The sequence below is a fragment of the Geothrix terrae genome (genome assembly GCF_022808775.1).
Lineage (GTDB): Bacteria > Acidobacteriota > Holophagae > Holophagales > Holophagaceae > Geothrix > Geothrix terrae.
The window spans coordinates 211,249-231,296 of the sequence record NZ_JAKZLA010000006.1 but is presented as its reverse complement, the minus strand read 5'-3'; the positions used below and the strand labels follow the sequence as shown (position 1 = coordinate 231,296).

Here is a 20,048-nt window from a genome sequence, read left to right as displayed (position 1 = left end):
TGACCGGCGCGGTCCTGGACAAAGGTCTTCAGCTTCCGGCTGGTGCCCTCCGCGCGCCCCAGATGCGCATCCACCAGGTCGCAGAGCAGATCGATGAGGGACAGGTTCGTCTGCTCGTTATCGCCGCCCACGCAGTAGGTCTCGCCGGCCGTGCCCTTGAGCATGACGGTCTCCAGGGCGGCGCAGTGGTCCTCCACGTAGAGCCAGTCTCGGATGTTCATCCCGTCGCCGTAGATGGGGATGGGCTCCCCCTTGGCCATGCGGGTGATGGCCAGGGGAATGAGCTTCTCGGGGTGCTGGCGGGGGCCGTAGTTGTTGGAGCAGTTCGTCGTCACCACGTTCAGGCCGTAGGTGTGGTGGTAGGCCCGCACCAGGTGGTCACTGCCGGCCTTGCTGGCGCTGTAGGGACTGTTGGGGGCGTAGGCCATGGTTTCGCAGAACTTGCCCGTCTCGCCCAGGGAGCCGTACACCTCGTCCGTGCTGATGTGCAGGAAGCGGCAGTCCTTCTGGCCGGCCCAGGCCTGGCGGGCGGCTTCCAGCATGGCGAAGGTGCCGCCCAGGTTGGTCTGGATGAACTCGGCCGGGCCCGTGATGCTGCGGTCCACGTGGCTTTCCGCCGCCAGGTGGAAGACCTTGGTGACGCGGTTCTTCTCGATGAGGTGGCGGGCCAGCTCCAGGTTCTGGATGTCGCCCACCACCAGCTCCACCCGGTCCAGGCCTTCGATCTGCTTGGGGTCCGCGGCGTACGTGAGCTTGTCCAGCACCAGGATGCGGTCGCCTGGATGGTTCCGGTGCCAGCGGTGCACCAGGTTGCTGCCGATGAAGCCGGCGCCGCCGGTGATGAGGATGGTTTCAGGCATGGGGGATCACCAACGAGAAGGGGAGATGCTGGACACCGATGAACACTGATACAGGCTGATGAACACTGGTAAAAGCCAGGATGGTCAGACGGGATCGGGATGATCGATCACGTCCTGGAGCGCGTCGCGCCAGTCGGGCATGAGGTCGGGGCCGAGGGCACGGCGATGGGCGCCATCGAGGACGGAATAGGCCGGGCGCCTGGCGGGTGTGGGGTAGTCGGCCGTCGTGCAGGGGCGAAGGTCGGCGGTGATGCCCTTGCCCTCGAAGATCGCCTTCGCGAAGCCGTGCCAGGTGGTCTCGCCGGCGCAGGTGGTGTGCACGAGGCCCTGCCAGCCCTGCTCGGCGGCTACCTTGAGCTGGCGGGCCAGGGCGCGGCAGGTGGTGGGCGCCCCCCGCTGATCGTCCACCACGCGAAGGGCCCGGCCCTGGGCGGCGGCGTTCAGCATGGTGTTCAGGAAGTTCTTCCCCCAGGCGTCGTAGAGCCAGCTGGTGCGGGCGATGAGGTGCCGGGTGCAGCGGGCGGCCTGGCGCTCGCCTTCCAGCTTGGTGCGGCCGTAGACCGACACCGGGTTCGTGGGATCGTCCTCCCGGTAGGGCCGTGTGCCGGTGCCATCAAAGACATAGTCCGTGCTGATCTGGATCAGCATGCTCTTCTGCGCCTCGCAGGCCTCCGCCAGCCACCCTACGGCGGTGGCATTGATCTTCTGGGCCAGCTCCGGCTCGGATTCGCAGCGGTCCACCTGGGTGAAGGCCCCGCAGTTGACCACCACGTCCGGGCGGACGCTGGACACCACCGAATGGATGGCTTCCTCCTTCGAGAGATCCAGCACCGACTCCTCGGGGAGGATCAGCTCGTGGTCCGTCCAGACAAGGCGGATGGCGTGGGCCAGCTGCCCCGAGGCGCCGGTGACGAGGACCCGCATCAGGCGTGCACCCGGCGGGCCCGCTCGTCCTTCACGAACGGGTTCTCGGGATCGTCCTCGTGGCGGATCTCGTCGATGGGCTCCGCCTTGCCCTGCCCCATGAACAGGCGGTCGGGGCAGTTGATGACGAAGCCGGGCTCGGCGCTGATGCAGCGGTAGCAGTGGACCACGCCCTTGGGGATGATGGCGGAACCCGGGTTGTTGGCGCCCATGGCCACTTCCATGCGGTTCCGGTAGGTGGGGCTGTCTGGGCGGTTGTCCCAGAGGGTGAGCTTGAAGTCGCCCGGGCCCACCCAGCAGAAGAGGTCGGCCTGATCCACATGCTCGTGGGGTCCCCGCAGCACGCCGGGGTTGGTGACGCTCACGTACGACATCTCGGGCCGGAACCAGGCGGGCAGCTCGTCGTGGCGGAAGATCTCCGCCAGCCAGCCGCGCTCATCCACAAACTTGCGGAACGAGGTGATCACCACACCCTCGATGGGGCCTTTCTGGAATGCCATGGCTACTTCCTCCCGTTGGCCACGGGGAACGGCGTCGCCTCCTGGATGGCCAGCTCGTTGGCGTGAGCCAGGCTCGGAAAGGTGCCCGCGTCGGTCCACCAGCCCTGGAAGGTGCCGAAGCTGAGCTGGCCCTTGGCGATGTAGGCGTTGTTCACGTCCGTGATCTCCATCTCGCCCCGGCCCGAGGGCTTCACGGTGCGGATGATGTCGAACACGGTGGCGTCGTAGAAATAGATGCCCGTCACGGACAGGTTGGACTTCGGCGCCTTGGGCTTCTCCTCGATGCCCAATACCTTGCCGTCCTTCACCTCGGCCACGCCATAGCGCTGGGGATCCTCCACGGGTTTCAGCAGGATGCGGGCGCCCTTCCCCTGCTTGCCGAACGCCTCAACCTCGGGCTTCAGGCTGTCCTGGAAGATGTTGTCCCCCAGGATCACGCAGATGGGCGAGCCCCCCGCGAAGTTCTCCGCCAGCCCCAGGGCCTGGGCGATGCCGCCGGCCTCGTCCTGGACCTTGTAGGTGAAGCGGCAGCCGAAGTCCTTGCCCGATCCCATCAGCGCCACCACGTCACCCATGTGCTCGGTGCCCGTGACAATGAGGATCTCCTCGACCCCCGCCTCCTTGAGCTTCCACAGCGGATGCCAGATCATGGGGGCCATGCCCACCGGCAGCAGATGCTTGTTCGTCACTTTGGTCAGCGGGAACAGACGGGAGCCGGTGCCCCCGGCCAGAACGACACCCTTCATATCCACACGTCCACCTCAGAACAGGCGCCCTCGTTGATGAGCGTTGCATTCTCCCACAGTTCCGGGACATCCGTAAAATCCTCGCATGCCGTGGTACTCGTCCACTACGGAGACCCCGCGGCGACCAAGCGATGCCTCCGGTCTCTCGCCCTGCACGAGCCTTCCCCACATATGGCGATCGTGGTGGATCACGGTCCGGGTCCGGACCTGGCCCTGGCCCTGGCCCTCGAAGGCGTCCATCCAGCCTTGCGAATCCTTTCGGCTCACGAGAATCCAGGGTTTGGCGCCGGGTGCAACCTGGGGGCGGAAGAAGCCTTCCGGCAGGGAGCTGAATGCGTCTGGTTCCTCAACAACGATGCGGTGATCGAAACTCCCATGCTGGAGGAACTGGCCGCGCTGGCAAGGAGCCACCCGGAGGTCGCCTTCTGGGGACACACCCAGCGCGAGCGAGGGCGAAGCATCGGACCCGACCGCCACCCAGCTTGGTACGCTCTTCCCCAGCCAGTTTTCCCGCTCCCCCCTCCGGGATGCAGGTACCTCACCGCCCGCGAAAGCCTTAGCGGCGCTTCTCTGTTCGTATCCCGCGCGCAATGGGAGCGAATTGGCCCCTGGCCTTCCGACTATTTCCTCTACTACGAAGACGCCGCCTACTGCCACCGGGCCCACTGCCTGGGCCTACCGATGGCCCTTCTGGACCGGACCATCTCTCACGAACGCGGGACCACCACAGGCCGGAGATCCCCGCTGACGGTTTTCTACGGTGTCAGGAACCGCCTGTTCCTGCACAGGGAAATCCAGCCACAGAAAGGGCTGGCCCGCCTCCTGATGGGAGTGGACCTTCTACAGAAACGGTTCTTCCAGGGCCGGTGGCGGCTACTGAAGCCCACGTTCGATGGTCTGCTCGCGGCCGCCCGCAACCGCCGAGGAAGGGACCCCCGCTATTAGCGCCTCGTCCACCGCGCGGCAGATCAGGCTGGGATCCAATCCCTTCATGCACGGATGGCCTTCCACGGGGCAGGCTCCCTGCTGACAGACCAGGCATGGGAGAGACTCATCTCGGACCGCACGGACCCAGGGTCCCCGCGGGCAGGTCAGGGCCGGATCCGTGGGACCGAAAATGACCACCGCCGGGACACCACAGGCCGCGGCCAGGTGGCTGAGCGCGGAGTCGTTGCCCACGGCGACCCGGGCGCCGAGAAGGACCCCGGCCGCGACCGAAAGCGGGGTCCCCCCGGTCAGGTCGACAACCCCGGGCGCCTGCTCGCTCACATGAGCCGCATGTGCCTGGTCCTCTCCCGGAGCGCCAAGCAGAACGGTCCGCAGACCAGCTTGATCCAGGTGGCGTATCACATCGACCACCCGGTCATCGCCCAGGCGCTTGCTCCAGCTCATGGCGCCAAGGGAAATGGTGGCGTAAGGAGCCCCCTCCAATCGGGAAGCCAGGAGATCCTGGGCCGCCTGCACTGAGGTTGTCCTGGGCCGGAAGACCAGGGGATGGGCCTCTCCTTGGGGCGGGAATGCCCTGTCCAAGAGCTGCCGGTAGCGATCCATCTGGTGGCCTGAAAGCTTCCGGTAGTCCAGCCCATGGCTAGGCAGGAGCGCGGTGAGCCCCGACGCCCACCCCACGCGCAGAGATGAGCCTGCCAGCAGGCCCGCCAAGGTCGCCCGCAGGCTTCGCGGCAAGTTCAGGACACCCGCAGCCTGGTGCTGCCTGAGCAGGGTAGCCATGGAGAAGACTTGGGGCTTGGCCACCGGATCGGGCACGACTGCCTGGAACGGCTCCGCCCCACCCTCGAAGAGTTCCACTACCGGCGCGGGGCCCCAGGCCACGAGGTCATGGCCAAGGGATCGGACTGACGCCACGGCCTGAGCGATCATGATCGCATCTCCGATGAACCGCGGCATGCGGACCCAGAGAGCCCCCTCAGGAACGTCCACGGATGGCCTCCGGAAGAACCGGATCGAGCATCCGCCCGCCGGATTCCGCGACAAGTCCTTGGAGGAGGTTCCACACCCGCAGCGGCGAAACCCGGTAGGCGGTGCTGTTCATGTCCACCTCGCCCTCCAGCGGCTGCGGATCAGCCACATCAATGCAGGGACCGCGCACCGAAAGGGCGAAGGGTCCCAGGGGATTGATCAGGTGCTCGGGAGAAGCGCCGTTCACAGTGATCGTGGGACGTCCCGTCCCAGCTGCGGTGTGCGCCAGTCCGGTATCCACGGCCACATTGCCCCAGGCCCGGCTTTGGATGGCGCAGGCCTCGGGAATGGAGGTCTGGCCGGTCAGGTTCAGGGTTCCCGGGGAAAGCTCCGCAAGGCGCTTCCCCAACTCGATCTCGTCCGGCCCCCCGAGCCAGACCACCTCCAAGCCGTTGGCCTTGGCGAGCTGAGCGAATCCGGTCCACTGGGGCACCTCGGGGAACCAGCGCTTGTTGAAGCCTCGTGTGCCGTAGGAAAGGGTGACATAGGGGCCACCTTTCCACCCGGCCGCCCGCAGCTTCTCGAGCCCGCCCAGGCCCCCAAGGCGCTCCGGCCCCATGGGCATCCACTCCAGCCTCGAACTGCCGGTCAACTGTTCCAGCAGTGGTTCATACCGGCGCACCAGGTGGATGGGGAGATCCCGGTAGGCGAAGGGGTAGTGGTACAGGACCGAGAGCTGGTTGTCCGCGATGCCTGCGCGGAGAGGCACCCGCGCCAGCCAGGCTGCGAAGGCCAGCCGCGCGGATTGGCTGAGGTTCACGAATGCCACGGGAGGCTGCTTCCGCCAGCGCCGGACGAGCGCCCAGGGATCGGGCTTCTGGTCCCGGCGGGCCTCGATGACACTCTCTGCGATGAAGTCAGGGTGGGCCTCGCTGAAGACAGCTGCGCCGATGGCGTGCCCCACCGCCACCCAGCGGATCTTCCGACCCTGGGATTCCGCGATGCCGTTCCACGCGCGTTGGAGAGCGTACAGAAAGGGGATGGAGAAGATCACATCGCCGAGCTGTCGCGGAAACCGGATCCAGACTTCAGGCTGTTCGAAGGCGGGAAGGGCTTCCCTCAACCGTTCATGCCCCGGCTTGCCATTGCCCACCACGCCACCTCCAATCTCCATTGTGCCCGAAGCGCCGGACCGGTACGGGGCCCTGCCGGTAGCATGTAGGCTTCCCGAGGATCTCATGCGCCGCCTCCTCTTCAGTCTGAGCCTGCCCCTGCTTGCCCAGCCCTCCGGCTTCACCGCCCGTAACGCCATACGGGCCGAATGGGCCCGGCAACCCCTGGCTTTCACGGATGCGCAGAAAGCGGCCCTGGCGCCGGCGGACCGGGCCCGCCTGGAACGAGCGATCCGTCGTATCGGGGCTCCCGGTGCCCCGGCCCTGCTGCCGCCGGAGCTGGACCAACCCACCGAGGCACTGTGGCTGGCGAAAGCCGCCGAGGCCCGAACACCCCGCGAGCGCTTCGATGCCCTGTTCTTCCTGGACCGCTTCAAGAGCCCGAAAGCCCTCATGGCCCTCGACGGCCTCGTCGCCGCGGATGCCGCCACCTGGCCCGGACACCTGCACCTGGAGGCGTCCCTCGCCACGGCGCGCCTGAACGGCGCCGAGATCTCCCCCGGCCTCCAGGCCTTTCTCGACGCCCTCCAGAAGGCCGGCAAGGTGGATCCCGTCCGCGCCCAAGCGGCTCGGCTGCGGCTGGTGATGGCGGGAAAGGAGAAGCAGCTCCTGCCGCCGGTGCCTGCCACGCCCGGGAGCATTCTGGCCCTGATGGATGCGTGGAACCGTGCGCCATGGCCTCAGCGCCGGGACCTGGCACTGAAGGCGTTCACTTCGCTCACGCCGGAATCCCCAGCCTGGGCCAGGCTCGGCCTTGCCCGTCCCGACCAGGCGACGCTGGACATGGCCTGCGTCGGCATCCTGTCCAGGCTGGCCGAGGGGGTACCCAGGCCTGCGCCTGCGGAGGCTTTCAACGTGGAGGGCGGCCCCTGGCCCTGTGCGACCCACCCCCTGGCCCAGTGGTACGGATTCCAGGCCCTGGCCAAGCTCGATTCCCCCCTGCCCGGCCTGCGGACACTGGTGGACCAGCAGGCTCCGTTCGGCGCCACCACCCCCCTGATGATGGGCACCCTCCTCCCCGCCCTGCGGATCCAGAACCCCGTCCGGGCGGACCTCATCCGGGCGCGCCTTCTCGCCGGAGCGGACGCCACCGCCCGCGCCGCCGGCATCGAGGACCTCCCATCGGCCCCCGCCGATCTGGAGGTCCTCACCAGGCGCGTCTGGAGCGACGCCCAGTTCGAGCCCCAGCAGACGCTGATCCAGAGCTATGCCCGCTGGAAGCTGCCGCGGGAGGAACAGAAAGCCCACCTTCGCCCCTGGTTGCAGCATCCCAGCTGGACCTGCCGCTGGGAGGCCTACCAGGCTCTCGTGAAGCTGGATCCCGCCGCACCCTGGCCCAGAGCCCCGAAACCCACCGTGACCGACGCCGCGATCCTCAGGGAGGCCACCCGTCTCACCGAGCGCGGCAAGCCCCTCCGGCTTCGCATTTCCCTGAGCGGAAAGCGCAGCATTACGCTCCGCCTCGACCCCGCCGTCGCCCCCATGAACGTCGCCAACCTTGCCCTGCTGGCCAGGAAGGGCTACTTCAATGGCCGGCTGGTGCCCCGGGTGGTCCCGGACTTCGTGGTGCAGATGGGCTCGCCCTTCGACACCATGGACGGCGGGCCCGGGTACACCGTCCGCTGCGAAGACAGCCTCGAGTGGTACGGCCCTGGCAGCGTGGGCATGGCGCTCGCGGGGAAGGACACGGGCGGCAGCCAGTTCTTCATCACCACCAACGCCACCCCCCATCTCACGGGAAAATACACACGGATGGGCGAAGTGGAGGACCTGGATGCCGCCATGAAGATCCTCGATGACCTCGAACTGGGCGCGAGGATCCTGTCCGTCAAGGTGCTGGAACCGTGAGGCGCTGGCCATTCCACCTCACGGTGATGAGCCTGGCGACCGGGCTGTGCGCCCAGGCACCCGTGCTGCAGGATGGCGCCACCGCCCTCAGACAGGCGCAGCGGACCTGGACCACCGGCGAGGAACCCCTTCCGCCGCTAGCCCTCCCATCCCTGGAAGTGGGCCTGGGAGGAGCGGGATCGGAGGGCCGGTACGCGCCGCTGGTCGGGGGCGAGGGCCTGGGCCGGGCGGTGGAGGGCTGGGGGCTGGGCCTGCAGGGCCGCTACGTCAGCGGAGGCTGGTCCGTGGCCGCCACGGCCCTGGGCCTGCGGGTCGGCGGGATGACCCGCGGCTACCTCCTCCGCGCCGCGATCGCCTACCGGTGGGAATCAGGATGGCGGCTGGCCCTGGAACAACAGCCGTTCGACTGGGGAGCGGGGTTCGAGGGTGGCGACCTGCTGGGCGACGCCGCGCGTCCCTTCCCCCGCCTCTCATGGAGCACTCCCGAAGCTTCGCTGCCCTTCGGGCGCGGGCGGGCCGAAGCCTTTGCCGGCCGACTGGAAGCCGATCGCCCCATCCCCGATTGGATCCCTGATCGCGGGGCCCGCCTCGCGGCGCAGGCAGGCGGGCTGGATCTTCGCCGGCCGTGGATCTACGGAGGCATGCTCCGGGCCGCCTTCGGCTCGGTGCTGGAGGCCAGCCTTGGATCCGTCCGGATGGAAGGTGGTGAGGACCCTGCCGGCCGGACAGCTCCCGCCTCATCCGCCAGGACCTGGAGCCTGGCGGAGGTGAAGGTGCGGATCCCCGTCCTGGCCCGCTTCGTCGGGGCCCGGGGCGCAGCCATCCACCTGTCCCGGAGTGCCGCCCCGGACAACCGGGCCCTCACGCTGACCCCGGCCCGCTCGCTCGGCGGGCTCCAGCTGGTCTGGGACCGCTGGGATGTCGGACTCGAGTACGCCGGGGCCGGCCCGTCAGCCCCTTCCGGAACCTTCAGCCAGCCAGCCTACCTCGCGGGCTCCTCCACCTTCGGCGACCCTCTGGGCGCCGCCTTCGGCCGCGAGGCCATCACCCGGACGGTGGAGCTCGGCATGCCCCTCTTCCTCGAAGGCCAAGGGCGCCTGCGGGGGGTGCGGGGCACCTCGGCCTCTCCTCTCGCCCCAGGGTTCTGGTTCCTCCAGGGCGAGGCCCAGTGGCGCACGCCCACGGGCCGGATCGGCGCCTCCCTGGCCTCGCGGCGGGACGAGGTCCCGGGATCCTCCGTCCGCTGGGGCTGGACGTTCAGCCTCTTCCAGAGCTTCCGCGTCTTCTGAGGCCCGGGCCGCCTGCGCTATCCTGGTCCCCCTTCTCGAGGTCCGCATGGCGTTGTCCCGCGATCAGCTCGTCCGCCGTGCGGCGCAGGAACTGCGCGACGGCTACTACGTGAACCTGGGCATCGGCATCCCCACCCTCATCGCCAACGCGATCCCGGAGGGCATGGAGGTCATCCTCCAGAGCGAGAACGGCCTCCTGGGCATCGGCCCCTTCCCCACGCCGGAAGAGGTGGACCCGGACCTCATCAACGCCGGCAAGCAGACGGTGACGACGGCGCCGGGGGCCAGCTTCTTCAGCAGCGCGGACAGCTTCGCCATGATCCGCGGCGGCAAGATCGACCTCAGCATCCTCGGCGCCATGCAGGTGGACATGGAGGGCAACCTCGCCAACTGGATGATCCCCGGGAAGATGGTCAAGGGCATGGGCGGCGCCATGGACCTTGTCGCCTCGGCCAAGCGGGTGGTCGTCGTGATGGAGCACACCAGCAAGGACGGCGAGCCCAAGATCCTCCGCAAGTGCACCCTGCCCTTCACGGGCCAGCGCTGCGTCCACCGCATCATCACCGACCTGGCCGTCATCGACGTGGTGCCCGGCCGCGAGGGCTTGCGGCTCGTGGAGGTGGCCCCGGGCGTCACCCGGGAGGAGGTCCAGGCCCGGACAGAGCCTCCCCTGGTGATGGATCGCGTGACCGAAATGACCGGAGTGTGAGGTTCCCATGCTGACGCGCGCCCTATCCTTCGCTCCTCTCCTGCTGGCTCTCGCCTGCACCACCCCGGGAGACACCATGCCCGCCAAACCCAAAGAGCCCTTCAAGCCTTCCCTGAGCCTCCGCCCCGTGGCCATCAGCCTGGCCCGCGGCGCCACCCAGGCCTTCCAGGCGGAGATCAACTATCCCGAGGGCGTCCGCTACATGCGCCAGCCGGTCGGGTGGCGCGTGGTGGAACCCGAGGGGGGAAGCATCACGGGCGCCGGCCTCTACACCGCCCCTGCCACGGCCGGAACCTACCACGTGGAGGTCCGCCGCGAGGACTTCCCGGAGATCACCGCCACGGCCACCGTCTCGGTCAAGTGATGGATCTGTACGCCGCCCTGCGGCCCCTGCTCTTCCGCCTCGACCCCGAAACCGCACACAACCTGGCCTTCCGGCTGGGGGCAGCGGCCTGCGCCCTTCCTGTCCTGCCCCGGCCGGAGCATCCCGCTTCCCTGCGCCGGACGGCTTTCGGCCTGGACTTCCCCACGCCCCTGGGCCTGGCGGCGGGCCTCGACAAAGGTGCGACCCTGCTGCCCCTGTGGCAGAGCCTCGGCTTCGGCCACGTGGAGATCGGCACGGTGACCCCGCGCCCCCAGCCCGGGAACCCGAAGCCCCGCCTGTTCCGCTTTCCCGAGGCGGGCCTGATCCTCAACCGCATGGGCTTCAACAGCGAGGGCGCGGAGGTGGTGGCCGGGCGCCTGAAGCGCCGCCCCGCGGGCCTGATCGTCGGCGGCAACCTCGGCAAGAACAAGGAGACACCCGAGACCCAGGCCCTGGACGACTACCGCGCCGCCTACCGGCTCATCGCGCCGCAGGTGGACTACATCGCCCTGAACGTCAGCAGCCCCAACACGCCGGGCCTGCGGAACCTCCAGGCCCCCGAGGCCCTCAAGCCCCTGCTGGGTGGCATGCTCGACTTGCGCAAGGAGATGGGCCTGGAGCGCCAGCCCCTGCTGCTGAAGCTGGCGCCGGACCTCGCACCGGAGGACCTGGACGCCATCGTCGAAGTGGCCGTGGCCTCGGGCATTTCCGGCCTCATCGCCACCAACACCACGCTGGACCGCGGCGTGGTGCCCGAACCGCTCCGAGCCCTCGTCGAATCCAAGGGCGCGGGCGGCCTCAGCGGTGTTCCTCTCAAGTCCAAGGCCCGCGAAGTCCGGCGCCGCATCCTCGCGGCCCTGCGGGATCGGTTGCCCCTGGTGGCCTGCGGCGGCCTGGGGTCGGCGGAGGACGTCCAGGGGGCCCTGGATGACGGCGCCGTCCTGGCCCAGATCTACAGTGCCCTCATCTTCGAGGGGCCGCGTCTCCCCGGACGGATCCACCGGGGATTGGCTGCGGGGCGCTGAGCGCGGGGCCTACGCGAGTCATCAGGCCCTATACTGCCTCCATGGACCATGCCCTCCCGGAAGGCCCCGCCGCGCGCCGCTGGAGCCCCGCACTGATCGCAGGAACCGGTGCCGCGGTCCTGGCGGGTGCCGCGATCCAGTTCGGGCTCTCGGGCCGGCCACGGACCGCCGCCATCCTGGCCGGCCTTGTCGTCCTGGTCTTCACGGCTTCTGTTGCCTCGGCCCGGCGGGCCGGCCGCTTCCCGTCCGAGGCCCGGGGGTGGTGGATCCTCTCCCTGTCGCTGGCCATCAACGGGCTCATCCAGGCCACCCGCATCCCCGTGATGCTGGGCCTCCCGCTTCCGCCCGCGGCCCACAGCGCCTCCATTGCCCTGCAACTGGTCGGGACCTTCCTCCTGGTGGGCGCCCTGTTGAGCTGGCACCTCGGGCCCCGAACGCGGTTCCGGCGGATCCGCCACGGCCTGGACGGTCTGCTCTTCGCCCTGTCCGTGTTCTTCGTTCTCTGGGGCCTGGTGCTGGGGCCCGTCTTCCTGGGCGGCCAGTTCCCACTGGTGGACCGCCTGATGTGGCTGGGCACCTTCCTGGTCTACGACCTCCTGTTGGGACTGACCGTCTATTTCGGCATGGAGGAGCCGACCCGCTTCAGAGGGCCCATGGGCTGGCTCGCGGTGGCCTTCCTGCTCGCCAGCCTGCACAACTTCATCTGGCTCATGGACGTGCTCTCAGGCGCCGCCGTCTTCCACCTGGCCGTGGGTCCGCTGATCTGGGCCGTGCCCCTGGTCCAGCTCGCCGCGGCCCTGTCCCCCCGCCCCGTGGATGTCCCGCCCGGAAGCGCCGCGGTCAAGGAGCGCCTCGTGCCCCTGCTGCCCTACATCCCCGTCCTGGGAGCCACCTTCCTGGGAGTCTGGCTGCTGGCCACGGGTGGCGGACTGGGCCATCGGGTCGTCCTGGTGTGGCTCGCCTTCGGGCTGGTGGTGGTCCTCCTGGCGCGCCAGTACTTCGCCCTGAGGGACATCGCCTCCCTCTCGCGCCATCTGGAAACGCGGGTCACAGAGCGCACCGAGGCGCTGGAGAAGGCCCAGGCCATGCTCCTCCGCACCGAGCGCATGAACTCCATCGCCACCCTGGGCGCAGGCTTGGCCCACGACATGAACAACCTGCTGACCGCCGTCCTGAGCCGCGCGGAGCTCCTGGTCCTCCAGGTGGACGAAGGCCGGCCGCCGGATCGCCGCGACCTGGCCAAGCTGCAGGAGACGGCCCACCGCGCGGCCTCCCTGAGCGCCCGGCTCCTGGCCCTGGGCCGTCAGGTGCCCGACCCTCCGGGCCCCATGGACCTGGCTCATGAACTGCACGCCGTCCAGCCCCTCCTCCAGGCCCTCCTGCACCGGGGCCAGGTGCTGCGCCTGGGCTCGGCGGACGGTCCACTGCCCTTCCGGGGCACTCAGGGAATGCTGGAGCAGATCCTGGTCAACCTCATCAGCAACGCCCGGGACGCCATGCCTGGGGGTGGCGTCATCACCCTGCGGGCCCGGGCACCACAGGTCCACGAATCCGGGTTGGGCCCCCTGCTCGAGGTCGAGGACACCGGCTGCGGGATCCCCGAGGAACTCCAGGACCAGGTGTTCCAGCCCTTCTTCACCACGAAGGGCTCCGGCGCGGGCACGGGCCTGGGCCTGGTCTCCGTCAAGTCGCTGCTGGAGAAGGCCGGGGGCGACATCCGGTTCATCAGCGTCCCCGGGGCCGGGACCCTCTTCAAGGTCCGCCTGCCGCGAGCTTCCTGAGCGGCCCTCCGAATCCGGCCTCGGAGCCCAAGCCCCACGGCGCTACACTGGGGGTTCGAGGTTTCGATGTTGTCACTCCATTCGAAGATCCGCGACCCGCGCCTGCTGCCCCTGGCGGACAAGGTGCTGGGCGGCGAACGCCTGACCTTTGACGACGGCCTGCTGCTCTACGAGACTCCGGATCTCACGGGCGTCGGCGCCATGGCCCACCACGTGCGCCTCCAGAAGAACGGCCGCGCCGCCTATTACGTGATGAGCCGGCGGCTGTCCTACACCAACGTCTGCTTCACCCATTGCCAGTTCTGCGCCTTCCAGGCCAAGCCGGGCGATCCCCGGGCCTACGCCCTCTCGGCCGAGCAGATCATCGCGGAGCTGGAGAAGCCCGAGAATGCGGGCGTCCGCGAGCTGCACATGACCTCGGGCCACAACCCGAAGCTGAAGATCGACTACTTCGAGGACCTGTTCACGAAGATCAAGGCGCGCTTCCCGTCCATCCACCTCAAGGTCTTCACCATGATCGAGATGGACTACTACGCCCGCATCTCGGGCCTCAGCACCGAGGCCTTCCTGGACCGCTGCATGGCCGCGGGCCTGGAGAGCTGCCCCGGCGGCGGCGCGGAGATCTTCGACGAGGAACTCCGCGAGAAAATCTGCATCGGCAAGAAGGACGCCCAGGTGTGGCTCGACACGGCCGAGCTCTGCCACCGCAAGGGCCTGCCCACGAACTGCACCATGCTCTACGGCCACATCGAAGAGGCGAAGCACCGGGTGGACCACCTGCTGCGCCTGCGGGACCTGCAGGATCGTTCCCAGGCTGCGGGCTACCAGGGGTTCCTCGCCTTCATCCCCCTGGCCTACCAGAACGAGGACAACGAGCTGAGCGCCACCCACGTGATCCACGAGACCACGGGCACCCAGGACCTGCGGGAGATCGCCGTGGCCCGCCTGCTCCTCGACAACATCCCGCACATCAAGGCGTACTGGGTGATGATCTCGCCAGGCCTGGCCCAGGCGGGCCTGAGCTACGGGGCGGACGACGTGGACGGCACCGTCATCGCCGAGGAGATCGCCCATGACGCCGGCGCCAAGACGCCCCAGGGCCTGAAGCGGGACGAGCTGATGCGCCTCATTGAAGACGCCGGTTTCGAGGCGCTGGAGCGGGACAACCTCTACAACGTCTACGCCCACGTCTAGGTCGGCTGCCTAGTCCACCTTGCGCTTCTCGTAGGTCTTCACCGGGTCCAGCGGGAAGGCGTAGGGGCTGTTCCACAGACGCTCATGGATGCGCGCCGCCTGGGCGGCCAGGGGCGAATCCCGGAAGATGAGCTCGACGTTCCGCGAATCCGTGAAATAGCTCTCCTCCCAGTTGCTGGTGCCCAGGGCCAGGTGCATGCCGTCCACCACCAGGTACTTGCTGTGGACGGTGCGGGCGAAGGGAATGTGGCCCTCCTTGGCCTCGGGAATGGAGACCACCCTCACCTCCAGGTTGGGGATCAGCGTCAGGGCCTTGAGGTGCGGCAGGGCGCGGCCGCCCAGCACCCAGTCGGACACCATCAGGCGCACATGGACCCCACGCACCGCGGCGGCCCGCAGGGCATCGTCCAGCACGGGCCAGAAGCGGTCCTGCCCCGCGATGGGCGAATAGGTCAGCAGCTGCACCCGCACGCTCTGCCTCGCCTGGCCGATCAGCTCCACCAGGGCGTCGATGGCGGGCCGGATGTCCTTCGGCGTGAGGAAAGGCGGGCTGGCCACCAGCTCCGTGTCGGGCCGGAGGACGGGGACGGACCGGCCCGGAAGGTCCGGCAGTTTCCGGCTTCCGGCGAAGGCCCAGTCGAGGGCGAACAGTTCCGTGAGCCGGGTGACGATCCGGGGATCCGTGGTTCGGACACCCAGCTCATGGATCTGCTCCAGGGCCCTCCAGTCGAAGTTCTGGCTGCCCAGGGCCGCCTCACGGCCGTCCACCACGAAGTACTTGGCGTGGAGGATGCCCCGGGAGACGCCGGCCAGGTCGAAGCTCCGTACCTCCGCGCCGGGAATGGTCCGGATCCGGGCCACCGAGGCGGGGTCCTGGTCGAGCATCTTCGCCGAGAGCAAGAAGCGGACCTTCACCCCGCGGGCCCCGGCCTTCTCCAGCTCCGCCAGCACGGGCTCCAGGGCGCTGCCGGGGCGGTTGGTGACGTAGAACTCCGCGGCATCCACGCTGGTCTTCGCCTCGCGGATCATCGCCACCCAGGCATCCTTGGCGAAGGCCAGGGTGGGATCCGCCAGGCCCGTTTCGGCCGGAACGGACTGCACGAGGGAGGTGCTGGGGACCGGGCTCTGGTCCCCGGGTTGCGCCCGGGCGGGCTGGAAGGCACCGAAAGCCAAGCTGGCGGCGAGGGGCAGCAGCAGGGAACGTGGGGTCATGGCGGCGTCGCTCCAGGTGCGAGGATACTCCGTTGACGGGGCGGGCGCTGGTCTGGTGAGGTGAAGGCGTGGAAACCAAAGCCGAGTACCGCGCCCACCTCAAGGCCCGCCGGGACGCGCTGCCGGCGGAATCCCGCGCCGACTGGTCCGCGGCCATCGCCACCCACCTCGACCGCTTCTGCCGCGACCGCCGCCTGACCCGCGTGGGAGCCTTCTGGCCCTTCGGCTCCGAGATCGACCTGCGCCCCGCGGTGGCGGCCCATCCGGGCTGGCTCTGGTTCTTCCCGAGAGTGGCTTCAACCCAGCCCCCCCGGCTGGCCTGGGGCACGGAACCCCTGGAGAAAGGCCACTGGGGCCTCCTCGAGCCGGCCCTGGCCCAGCACTTCCTTCCGCCGGTACAGCTGCTGCTCGTCCCGGGACTCGCGTTCGACGACGAGGGTTACCGCATCGGCTACGGCCGCGGCTTTTACGACGCCCTCCTCGCAAAGCTGCCGGAGGAAATCCTGACCGTGGGCGTGGGCTTCGAGGCCCAGATGCACCTGCCCGTCCCCGTGGACCCCCACGACTGGCCTGTGCAGGCCCTCCTCAGCGAGCGCGGCTTCCGACAGCTGAGAGCTGAGAGCTGAGAGCTCCCCTACCCCAGCTTCAGGATGCTCGACCCGTCCGCATAGCCCTCCGTGGGCGTCTCCCGCATCTTCTGCAGCACCTGCACCAGGCTCTGGATGCGGTCGACCATCTCGCCAATCTTGGCGAGCTTGGCCTCCTCGGGGTATTTCCGCTGGAGCATCTCCACCTGCATCGAGATGACCGCCAGGGGGTTGTTGATCTCGTGCTTGAGGGTGCCAGCCATCTGGCGGAAGGATTCCAGGCGCTCGGCCGCCAGGGCCCTCTGCCTCAGCTCCGTGTGGCCCCGCAAAACCCGGAGGCGCTGGTGGAGCGTCTCCCAGCGGAATCCGTCGGCGAGCCAATCCGTGGCGCCGGCTTCCATGAGGCGCTGTGTGTCCTCATCCGAGCAGCGGACCACCAGAATGGGCGTGGTGGCGAAGGACGGATGGCGCCGGTAGGCCCGGATGGTTCCTTCGGGCTCCTGGTCGCCCTTGGCGTCGATCACCAGGAACCGGTACATCGGCTGGGGCGGGGCGGGCGGCTCGGCCTCCAGCGGGTGGAGCATCAGATCCCCCGCTTCGGCCACCGTCTGGAAGAGGCCCACCAGGCCCAGATCTTCACTGACCAGCCCCAGGAGAGGCCGAGCGGGCTCCTCCGGCATCTCCTCGGGCCCTTCGGGCAGGAGCACCTCCAGCGCCCGGTCCGTCCAGCGCCACCGGAGGCCCGCTTCCTTCAGGATCCGCTGGCTCCATCCGTCGGCAGGGCTCCGCCCCACGGCGGGGAGGCTGATCCGGAGCACGTGGTACCCCGGCTCGCGCTCCCACTGGAGGGCGACCTCGGCCCCGCGGGGCACTTGCATGATCAGGGGCTCGACCAGGCCGTCCAGGGCCTGGAGAAGCGGACCTTCCGGCCACCACGCAGCGCCGTCCGGCGGCGGGGCGACCCTCCACTCGACCTGGCGGAGGGCCAGGAGCGGGGCCCAGCGCCTGGCCAGCTCCTCCTGCAGGGCCGCGAGGGCGAAGGGATGGCCGCCCACTGCGCCGGCCGGGTCGTCGCATGGGCCCTGGTCCAGCAGAGTGAACAGCCGCTCAAGCTGGAACCGGATGACCCCGCCAGCCGCCTCGGGCAGTTCCTGCACGCAGCCCTGGATGCGCCGGAAGGACGCCGCCATGGCCGCGAACAGCTCGCCTCGGCATTCCTCGGCACGCTGCACCTGGCTCCGGAGGCGCAGCAGCTCCCCCTGCTGTTCCGCCTGGTCGATGGCCCGGCGCTGGAGCCGGGCCTGGTGGATCACCAGGGCCCCGCGGCGGGAGAAGGCCTGGAGGGTGGCCAGCTCGAGGCGGCTGAAGGGCCGCCCGCCGGCCTCGCGCTCCAGGTACAAGGCGCAGACGCCGTGGCCCTCCACCCTCAGGGGCGCGCACAGGAAGGGGCCGGGCCCGACCTCCAGCGGATCGGCCCGTTCGAACCTCGGGTCCGCCGAAGGCTGATTGGACAGGACCGCCGTGTGTTCCCTCGCCACGTAGTCCAGGACGGAAGGCGGCGGCACCGTCCCGGCCCCGTCTGCACCCACATGGTGGACGGCGCGCCAACCGCCCGGCTCGTGCCGCATGACCAAGGATCCACGGTCGCTTGCCGTCAGGCGGAGGGATTCCTCCAGGAGCGCCCTCTCCAGGTCGCCCGAATCCACCTCCGCCAGCAGCCTCTCGGTGGCGCGGTAGAGTTGCTGCAGGTCGGCGAAGCACCAGTCGCCCCGTTCCGGGTGGAGCCGGATCTCGTCGAAGAGGTCTCCCACCCGTTCCGCGAAGGTGACCCCATCCAGCCCAGGGAACCCCTCCGTATAGGACATCCGCCAGGAGCCGAGGACCAGCTCGTCCCCGTCCTTCAGGGGGCGGGCCTGGGAAGGGTCCACCGGAACCCCGTTCAGCATGGTGCCATTGGCCGATTCCAGATCCCTCACATGCCACACGCCACCCATGAGGGTCAGGGCCGCATGAGCCGGCGACACGGTGCCGAGGGCCGGCTGCGCGACGGCGCTAGCCACGGAATCGCGGCCCAGGACGCAGGGATCCTCCACCACGGCATGCCTGAAGGGCTGGCTCCCCTCCATCCATGACAAGTAGGGCATCGGAACTCCTCGGGCGGGCTCCTGGGGTGGATGGGCGTCGGACTCGGATCAGGCGGGCAAAGGATACCGCGTGTCGTGGGTGCGGCTGGGCCGGAAGAACAGCATGGTGTGGCCGATGGTCCAGACATGCTCCAGCCCCGGCACGGCGGCGCAGAGGGCCACGGCGGCCGAGGCTTCGTCCTCGAAGCTGTTCTGGTTGATCTTGATCTTCACCAGTTCGAGGCTGTCCACCATCACGTCCAGCTCCGCGGCCTGGGCCGGCGACACGCCGCCCTTGCCCACATGCATGACGGGCTTCAGGTGATGGGCTTCGGCCTTGAGGAACTGGCGCTGTTTCGAGCTGAGCATTTGGATCTCCACGGACCAGTCTATCCTCGAAGGCGAGGTGCCCCCATGATCCGTCGCCTGCTGCTCTCCCTCACGGCCCTGGCCTGCCTGGCTGCCCCGCCCCGCACCCTGCGGGTGGACTACGGCCACACCGGTGACGCGGCCTCGGAACGCTTCGGCGTGGACCGCGTGGTGCTGGAGCCCCTGCCCTGGCCCGGCGACCTCGCCAAGGCCGTGGACACCAGCAACCTCGGGAAGTACTGCTTCGAGGTGGCCGACAAGGCCACGGGGAAGCTCCTCTATTCCCGCGGCTTCGCCAGCATCTTCGGGGAATGGGAGACCACGGACGAGGCCAAGGCCCTCAGCCGGAGCTTCTCCGAATCCCTGCGCTTCCCCCAGCCCGACGCGCCAGTGCGCATCCAGGTGAAGAAGCGGGATGCCAAGAACGCCTTCCGGACCCTCTGGACCTTCGACCTCGATCCGAAGGACCCCCTCATCGAGCGGGCCCCGGCTCCCGAAGCCGGCGCCCTCCTCGCCCTCCAGAAGGCCGGCGATCCGGCGGACAAAGTGGACTTCCTCATCCTGGGCGACGGCTACACGGCCGCCGAGCGGGGCAAGTTCGAGCAGCAGGCGCGCAAGGTCATGGAGCTGCTCTTCCAGCAGACGCCCTTCAAGGAGCACCGCAACGACTTCAACGTCTGGGCCCTCTGCCCGCCCGCGAAGGAGAGCGGCATCTCCCGGCCTTCCACCGGCGTCCACAAGCGCTCTCCGCTCGGCGCCACCTATGACGCCTTCGGCAGCGAACGCTACGTGCTGACCTTCGACAACCGGACCTGGCGCGACATCGCGGCCCAGGCCCCCTACGAGTTCGTGGAGATCCTCACCAACTCCGAGACCTATGGCGGCGGCGGCATCCACAACCTCTACAGCACGGCCTCCGCGGGCAACAGCACCATCGGCTACCTGTTCGTGCATGAGTTCGGCCACCACTTCGCGGGCTTGGCGGACGAGTACTACACCTCCGATGTGGCCCTCACCAACAGCCCCGAGCGACCCGAGCCCTGGGAACCCAACGTCACCGCCCACCCGAAGCAGCCCAAGTGGGGCACCCTCCTCAGCCCCGGCGTCCCCCTGCCCTCCCCCTGGAAGAAGGATGAATTCGAAGCGCACAGCCACGCCTACCAGAAGGAGCGCCGCTCCATCCGCGCCGCGAACAAGCCCGAGTCCGAGATGGACGCCCTCTTCGCGCGGGAGAAGGTCTTCGAGACGAAGCTCCTGGGCACCGACGCCCACAGCGGGAAGGTGGGCGCCTTCGAAGGTGCCAACTACGAGGCCAAGGGCTACTTCCGAAGCCAGGAGGACTGCCTCATGTTCACCCGCGACGAGGTCGGGTTCTGCGCCGCGTGCCGGGCCGCCATCGAGCGGGTCATCCGGCAGTACGCAAAATAG

19 protein-coding genes are annotated in these 20,048 nt (G+C 68.9%); 10 read left to right on the top strand and 9 right to left on the bottom strand.

The features are described from left to right. The 4 genes from rfbB to MLE42_RS12780 all read right to left on the bottom strand — a co-directional run. On the bottom strand, nt 1-860 hold an 860-nt coding region (gene rfbB, locus MLE42_RS12795), incomplete at its 3' end, for a dTDP-glucose 4,6-dehydratase (RefSeq protein ID WP_243288277.1). Between the two features lie 84 nt (nt 861-944). Further along, a complete protein-coding gene (rfbD, locus tag MLE42_RS12790; protein WP_243288276.1) occupies nt 945-1,784 on the bottom strand; it encodes a dTDP-4-dehydrorhamnose reductase in 840 nt (279 codons plus the stop codon). Next, the gene (locus tag MLE42_RS12785; RefSeq protein WP_243288275.1) at nt 1,784-2,284 is read right to left on the bottom strand and encodes a dTDP-4-dehydrorhamnose 3,5-epimerase family protein; all 501 of its coding nucleotides are present in this window, start codon (nt 2,282-2,284) and stop codon (nt 1,784-1,786) included. Before MLE42_RS12785 ends, rfbD begins: the two co-directional genes overlap by 1 nt. A gap of 2 nt (nt 2,285-2,286) precedes the next feature. Continuing rightward, nucleotides 2,287-3,030, bottom strand: a complete 744-nt coding sequence (locus tag MLE42_RS12780; RefSeq protein WP_243288274.1) for a sugar phosphate nucleotidyltransferase — start codon at nt 3,028-3,030, stop codon at nt 2,287-2,289. Between MLE42_RS12780 and MLE42_RS12775 the strand changes: the two genes are divergently transcribed. Then, the gene (locus tag MLE42_RS12775; RefSeq protein WP_338029973.1) at nt 2,923-3,975 is read left to right on the top strand and encodes a glycosyltransferase; all 1,053 of its coding nucleotides are present in this window, start codon (nt 2,923-2,925) and stop codon (nt 3,973-3,975) included. The genes MLE42_RS12780 and MLE42_RS12775 overlap by 108 nt on opposite strands. Here MLE42_RS12775 and MLE42_RS16395 read toward each other — a convergent pair. Beyond that, a complete protein-coding gene (locus MLE42_RS16395; RefSeq protein ID WP_420843098.1) occupies nt 3,904-4,758 on the bottom strand; it encodes a glycosyltransferase family 9 protein in 855 nt (284 codons plus the stop codon). The two genes, MLE42_RS12775 and MLE42_RS16395, sit on opposite strands and share 72 nt — an antisense overlap. 196 nt (nt 4,759-4,954) lie before the next feature. Beyond that, entirely contained in the window at nt 4,955-6,103 is a 1,149-nt protein-coding gene (locus MLE42_RS12765; RefSeq protein ID WP_243288271.1) for a glycosyltransferase family 9 protein, read from the bottom strand. Nucleotides 6,104-6,185: 82 nt separating this feature from the next. Here MLE42_RS12765 and MLE42_RS12760 point away from each other — a divergent pair, with 82 nt between their 5' ends. The 7 genes from MLE42_RS12760 (at nt 6,186) to mqnE (ending at nt 14,329) form a co-directional block, all read left to right on the top strand. Beyond that, nucleotides 6,186-7,967 (top strand): peptidylprolyl isomerase, encoded by a 1,782-nt coding sequence (locus MLE42_RS12760; RefSeq protein ID WP_243288270.1) that lies wholly within the window; start codon nt 6,186-6,188, stop codon nt 7,965-7,967. Further along, entirely contained in the window at nt 7,964-9,256 is a 1,293-nt protein-coding gene (locus MLE42_RS12755) for a capsule assembly Wzi family protein (RefSeq protein WP_243288269.1), read from the top strand. Before MLE42_RS12760 ends, MLE42_RS12755 begins: the two co-directional genes overlap by 4 nt. A 46-nt stretch (nt 9,257-9,302) precedes the next feature. Next, nucleotides 9,303-9,965 carry a CoA transferase subunit B gene (locus tag MLE42_RS12750; protein ID WP_243288268.1) on the top strand — a complete coding sequence of 221 codons (663 nt, stop codon included), beginning with the start codon at nt 9,303-9,305 and terminating at the stop codon, nt 9,963-9,965. A gap of 7 nt (nt 9,966-9,972) precedes the next feature. After that, nucleotides 9,973-10,329, top strand: coding sequence for a hypothetical protein (locus tag MLE42_RS12745; RefSeq protein WP_243288267.1), 357 nt, complete (start codon nt 9,973-9,975; stop codon nt 10,327-10,329). After that, the gene (locus MLE42_RS12740) at nt 10,329-11,354 is read left to right on the top strand and encodes a quinone-dependent dihydroorotate dehydrogenase (RefSeq protein ID WP_243288266.1); all 1,026 of its coding nucleotides are present in this window, start codon (nt 10,329-10,331) and stop codon (nt 11,352-11,354) included. Before MLE42_RS12745 ends, MLE42_RS12740 begins: the two co-directional genes overlap by 1 nt. A 41-nt stretch (nt 11,355-11,395) precedes the next feature. Then, entirely contained in the window at nt 11,396-13,135 is a 1,740-nt protein-coding gene (locus MLE42_RS12735; RefSeq protein ID WP_243288265.1) for a sensor histidine kinase, read from the top strand. A 66-nt stretch (nt 13,136-13,201) separates the two neighbouring features. Continuing rightward, the gene (gene mqnE, locus MLE42_RS12730) at nt 13,202-14,329 is read left to right on the top strand and encodes an aminofutalosine synthase MqnE (RefSeq protein WP_243288264.1); all 1,128 of its coding nucleotides are present in this window, start codon (nt 13,202-13,204) and stop codon (nt 14,327-14,329) included. Between the two features lie 9 nt (nt 14,330-14,338). Here the strand turns inward: mqnE and MLE42_RS12725 are convergent, their stop codons facing one another. Continuing rightward, entirely contained in the window at nt 14,339-15,541 is a 1,203-nt protein-coding gene (locus MLE42_RS12725) for a phospholipase D-like domain-containing protein (RefSeq protein ID WP_243288263.1), read from the bottom strand. Between the two features lie 68 nt (nt 15,542-15,609). On the opposite strand from MLE42_RS12725, the gene MLE42_RS12720 reads away from it, so the two are divergent. After that, entirely contained in the window at nt 15,610-16,167 is a 558-nt protein-coding gene (locus MLE42_RS12720) for a 5-formyltetrahydrofolate cyclo-ligase (RefSeq protein WP_243288262.1), read from the top strand. Nucleotides 16,168-16,175: 8 nt separating this feature from the next. Here the strand turns inward: MLE42_RS12720 and MLE42_RS16200 are convergent, their stop codons facing one another. Both MLE42_RS16200 and MLE42_RS12705 read right to left on the bottom strand, forming a co-directional pair. Further along, complete coding sequence (locus tag MLE42_RS16200; RefSeq protein ID WP_275975904.1) at nt 16,176-18,272, bottom strand: FHA domain-containing protein; 2,097 nt, start codon at nt 18,270-18,272, stop codon at nt 16,176-16,178. Between the two features lie 48 nt (nt 18,273-18,320). Further along, nucleotides 18,321-18,620, bottom strand: coding sequence for a YhbY family RNA-binding protein (locus MLE42_RS12705; protein WP_243288261.1), 300 nt, complete (start codon nt 18,618-18,620; stop codon nt 18,321-18,323). Nucleotides 18,621-18,665: 45 nt separating this feature from the next. On the opposite strand from MLE42_RS12705, the gene MLE42_RS12700 reads away from it, so the two are divergent. Then, the gene (locus MLE42_RS12700; protein ID WP_243288260.1) at nt 18,666-20,048 is read left to right on the top strand and encodes an IgA Peptidase M64; all 1,383 of its coding nucleotides are present in this window, start codon (nt 18,666-18,668) and stop codon (nt 20,046-20,048) included.

Bases quoted from the DNA above. Each gene is read 5' to 3' on its own strand.
- mqnE (WP_243288264.1), top strand. From the start codon at position 13,202: ATGTTGTCACTCCATTCGAAGATCCGCGACCCGCGCCTGCTGCCCCTG.
- MLE42_RS12700 (WP_243288260.1), top strand. From the start codon at position 18,666: ATGATCCGTCGCCTGCTGCTCTCCCTCACGGCCCTGGCCTGCCTGGCT.
- MLE42_RS12735 (WP_243288265.1), top strand. From the start codon at position 11,396: ATGGACCATGCCCTCCCGGAAGGCCCCGCCGCGCGCCGCTGGAGCCCC.
- MLE42_RS12780 (WP_243288274.1), bottom strand. From the start codon at position 3,030: ATGAAGGGTGTCGTTCTGGCCGGGGGCACCGGCTCCCGTCTGTTCCCG.
- MLE42_RS12740 (WP_243288266.1), top strand. From the start codon at position 10,329: ATGGATCTGTACGCCGCCCTGCGGCCCCTGCTCTTCCGCCTCGACCCC.
- MLE42_RS12785 (WP_243288275.1), bottom strand. From the start codon at position 2,284: ATGGCATTCCAGAAAGGCCCCATCGAGGGTGTGGTGATCACCTCGTTC.
- MLE42_RS12775 (WP_338029973.1), top strand. From the start codon at position 2,923: ATGCCAGATCATGGGGGCCATGCCCACCGGCAGCAGATGCTTGTTCGT.
- MLE42_RS12745 (WP_243288267.1), top strand. From the start codon at position 9,973: ATGCTGACGCGCGCCCTATCCTTCGCTCCTCTCCTGCTGGCTCTCGCC.
- MLE42_RS12725 (WP_243288263.1), bottom strand. From the start codon at position 15,541: ATGACCCCACGTTCCCTGCTGCTGCCCCTCGCCGCCAGCTTGGCTTTC.
- MLE42_RS12760 (WP_243288270.1), top strand. From the start codon at position 6,186: ATGCGCCGCCTCCTCTTCAGTCTGAGCCTGCCCCTGCTTGCCCAGCCC.
- rfbD (WP_243288276.1), bottom strand. From the start codon at position 1,784: ATGCGGGTCCTCGTCACCGGCGCCTCGGGGCAGCTGGCCCACGCCATC.
- MLE42_RS16395 (WP_420843098.1), bottom strand. From the start codon at position 4,758: ATGGCTACCCTGCTCAGGCAGCACCAGGCTGCGGGTGTCCTGAACTTG.
- MLE42_RS12750 (WP_243288268.1), top strand. From the start codon at position 9,303: ATGGCGTTGTCCCGCGATCAGCTCGTCCGCCGTGCGGCGCAGGAACTG.
- MLE42_RS12705 (WP_243288261.1), bottom strand. From the start codon at position 18,620: ATGCTCAGCTCGAAACAGCGCCAGTTCCTCAAGGCCGAAGCCCATCAC.
- MLE42_RS16200 (WP_275975904.1), bottom strand. From the start codon at position 18,272: ATGCCCTACTTGTCATGGATGGAGGGGAGCCAGCCCTTCAGGCATGCC.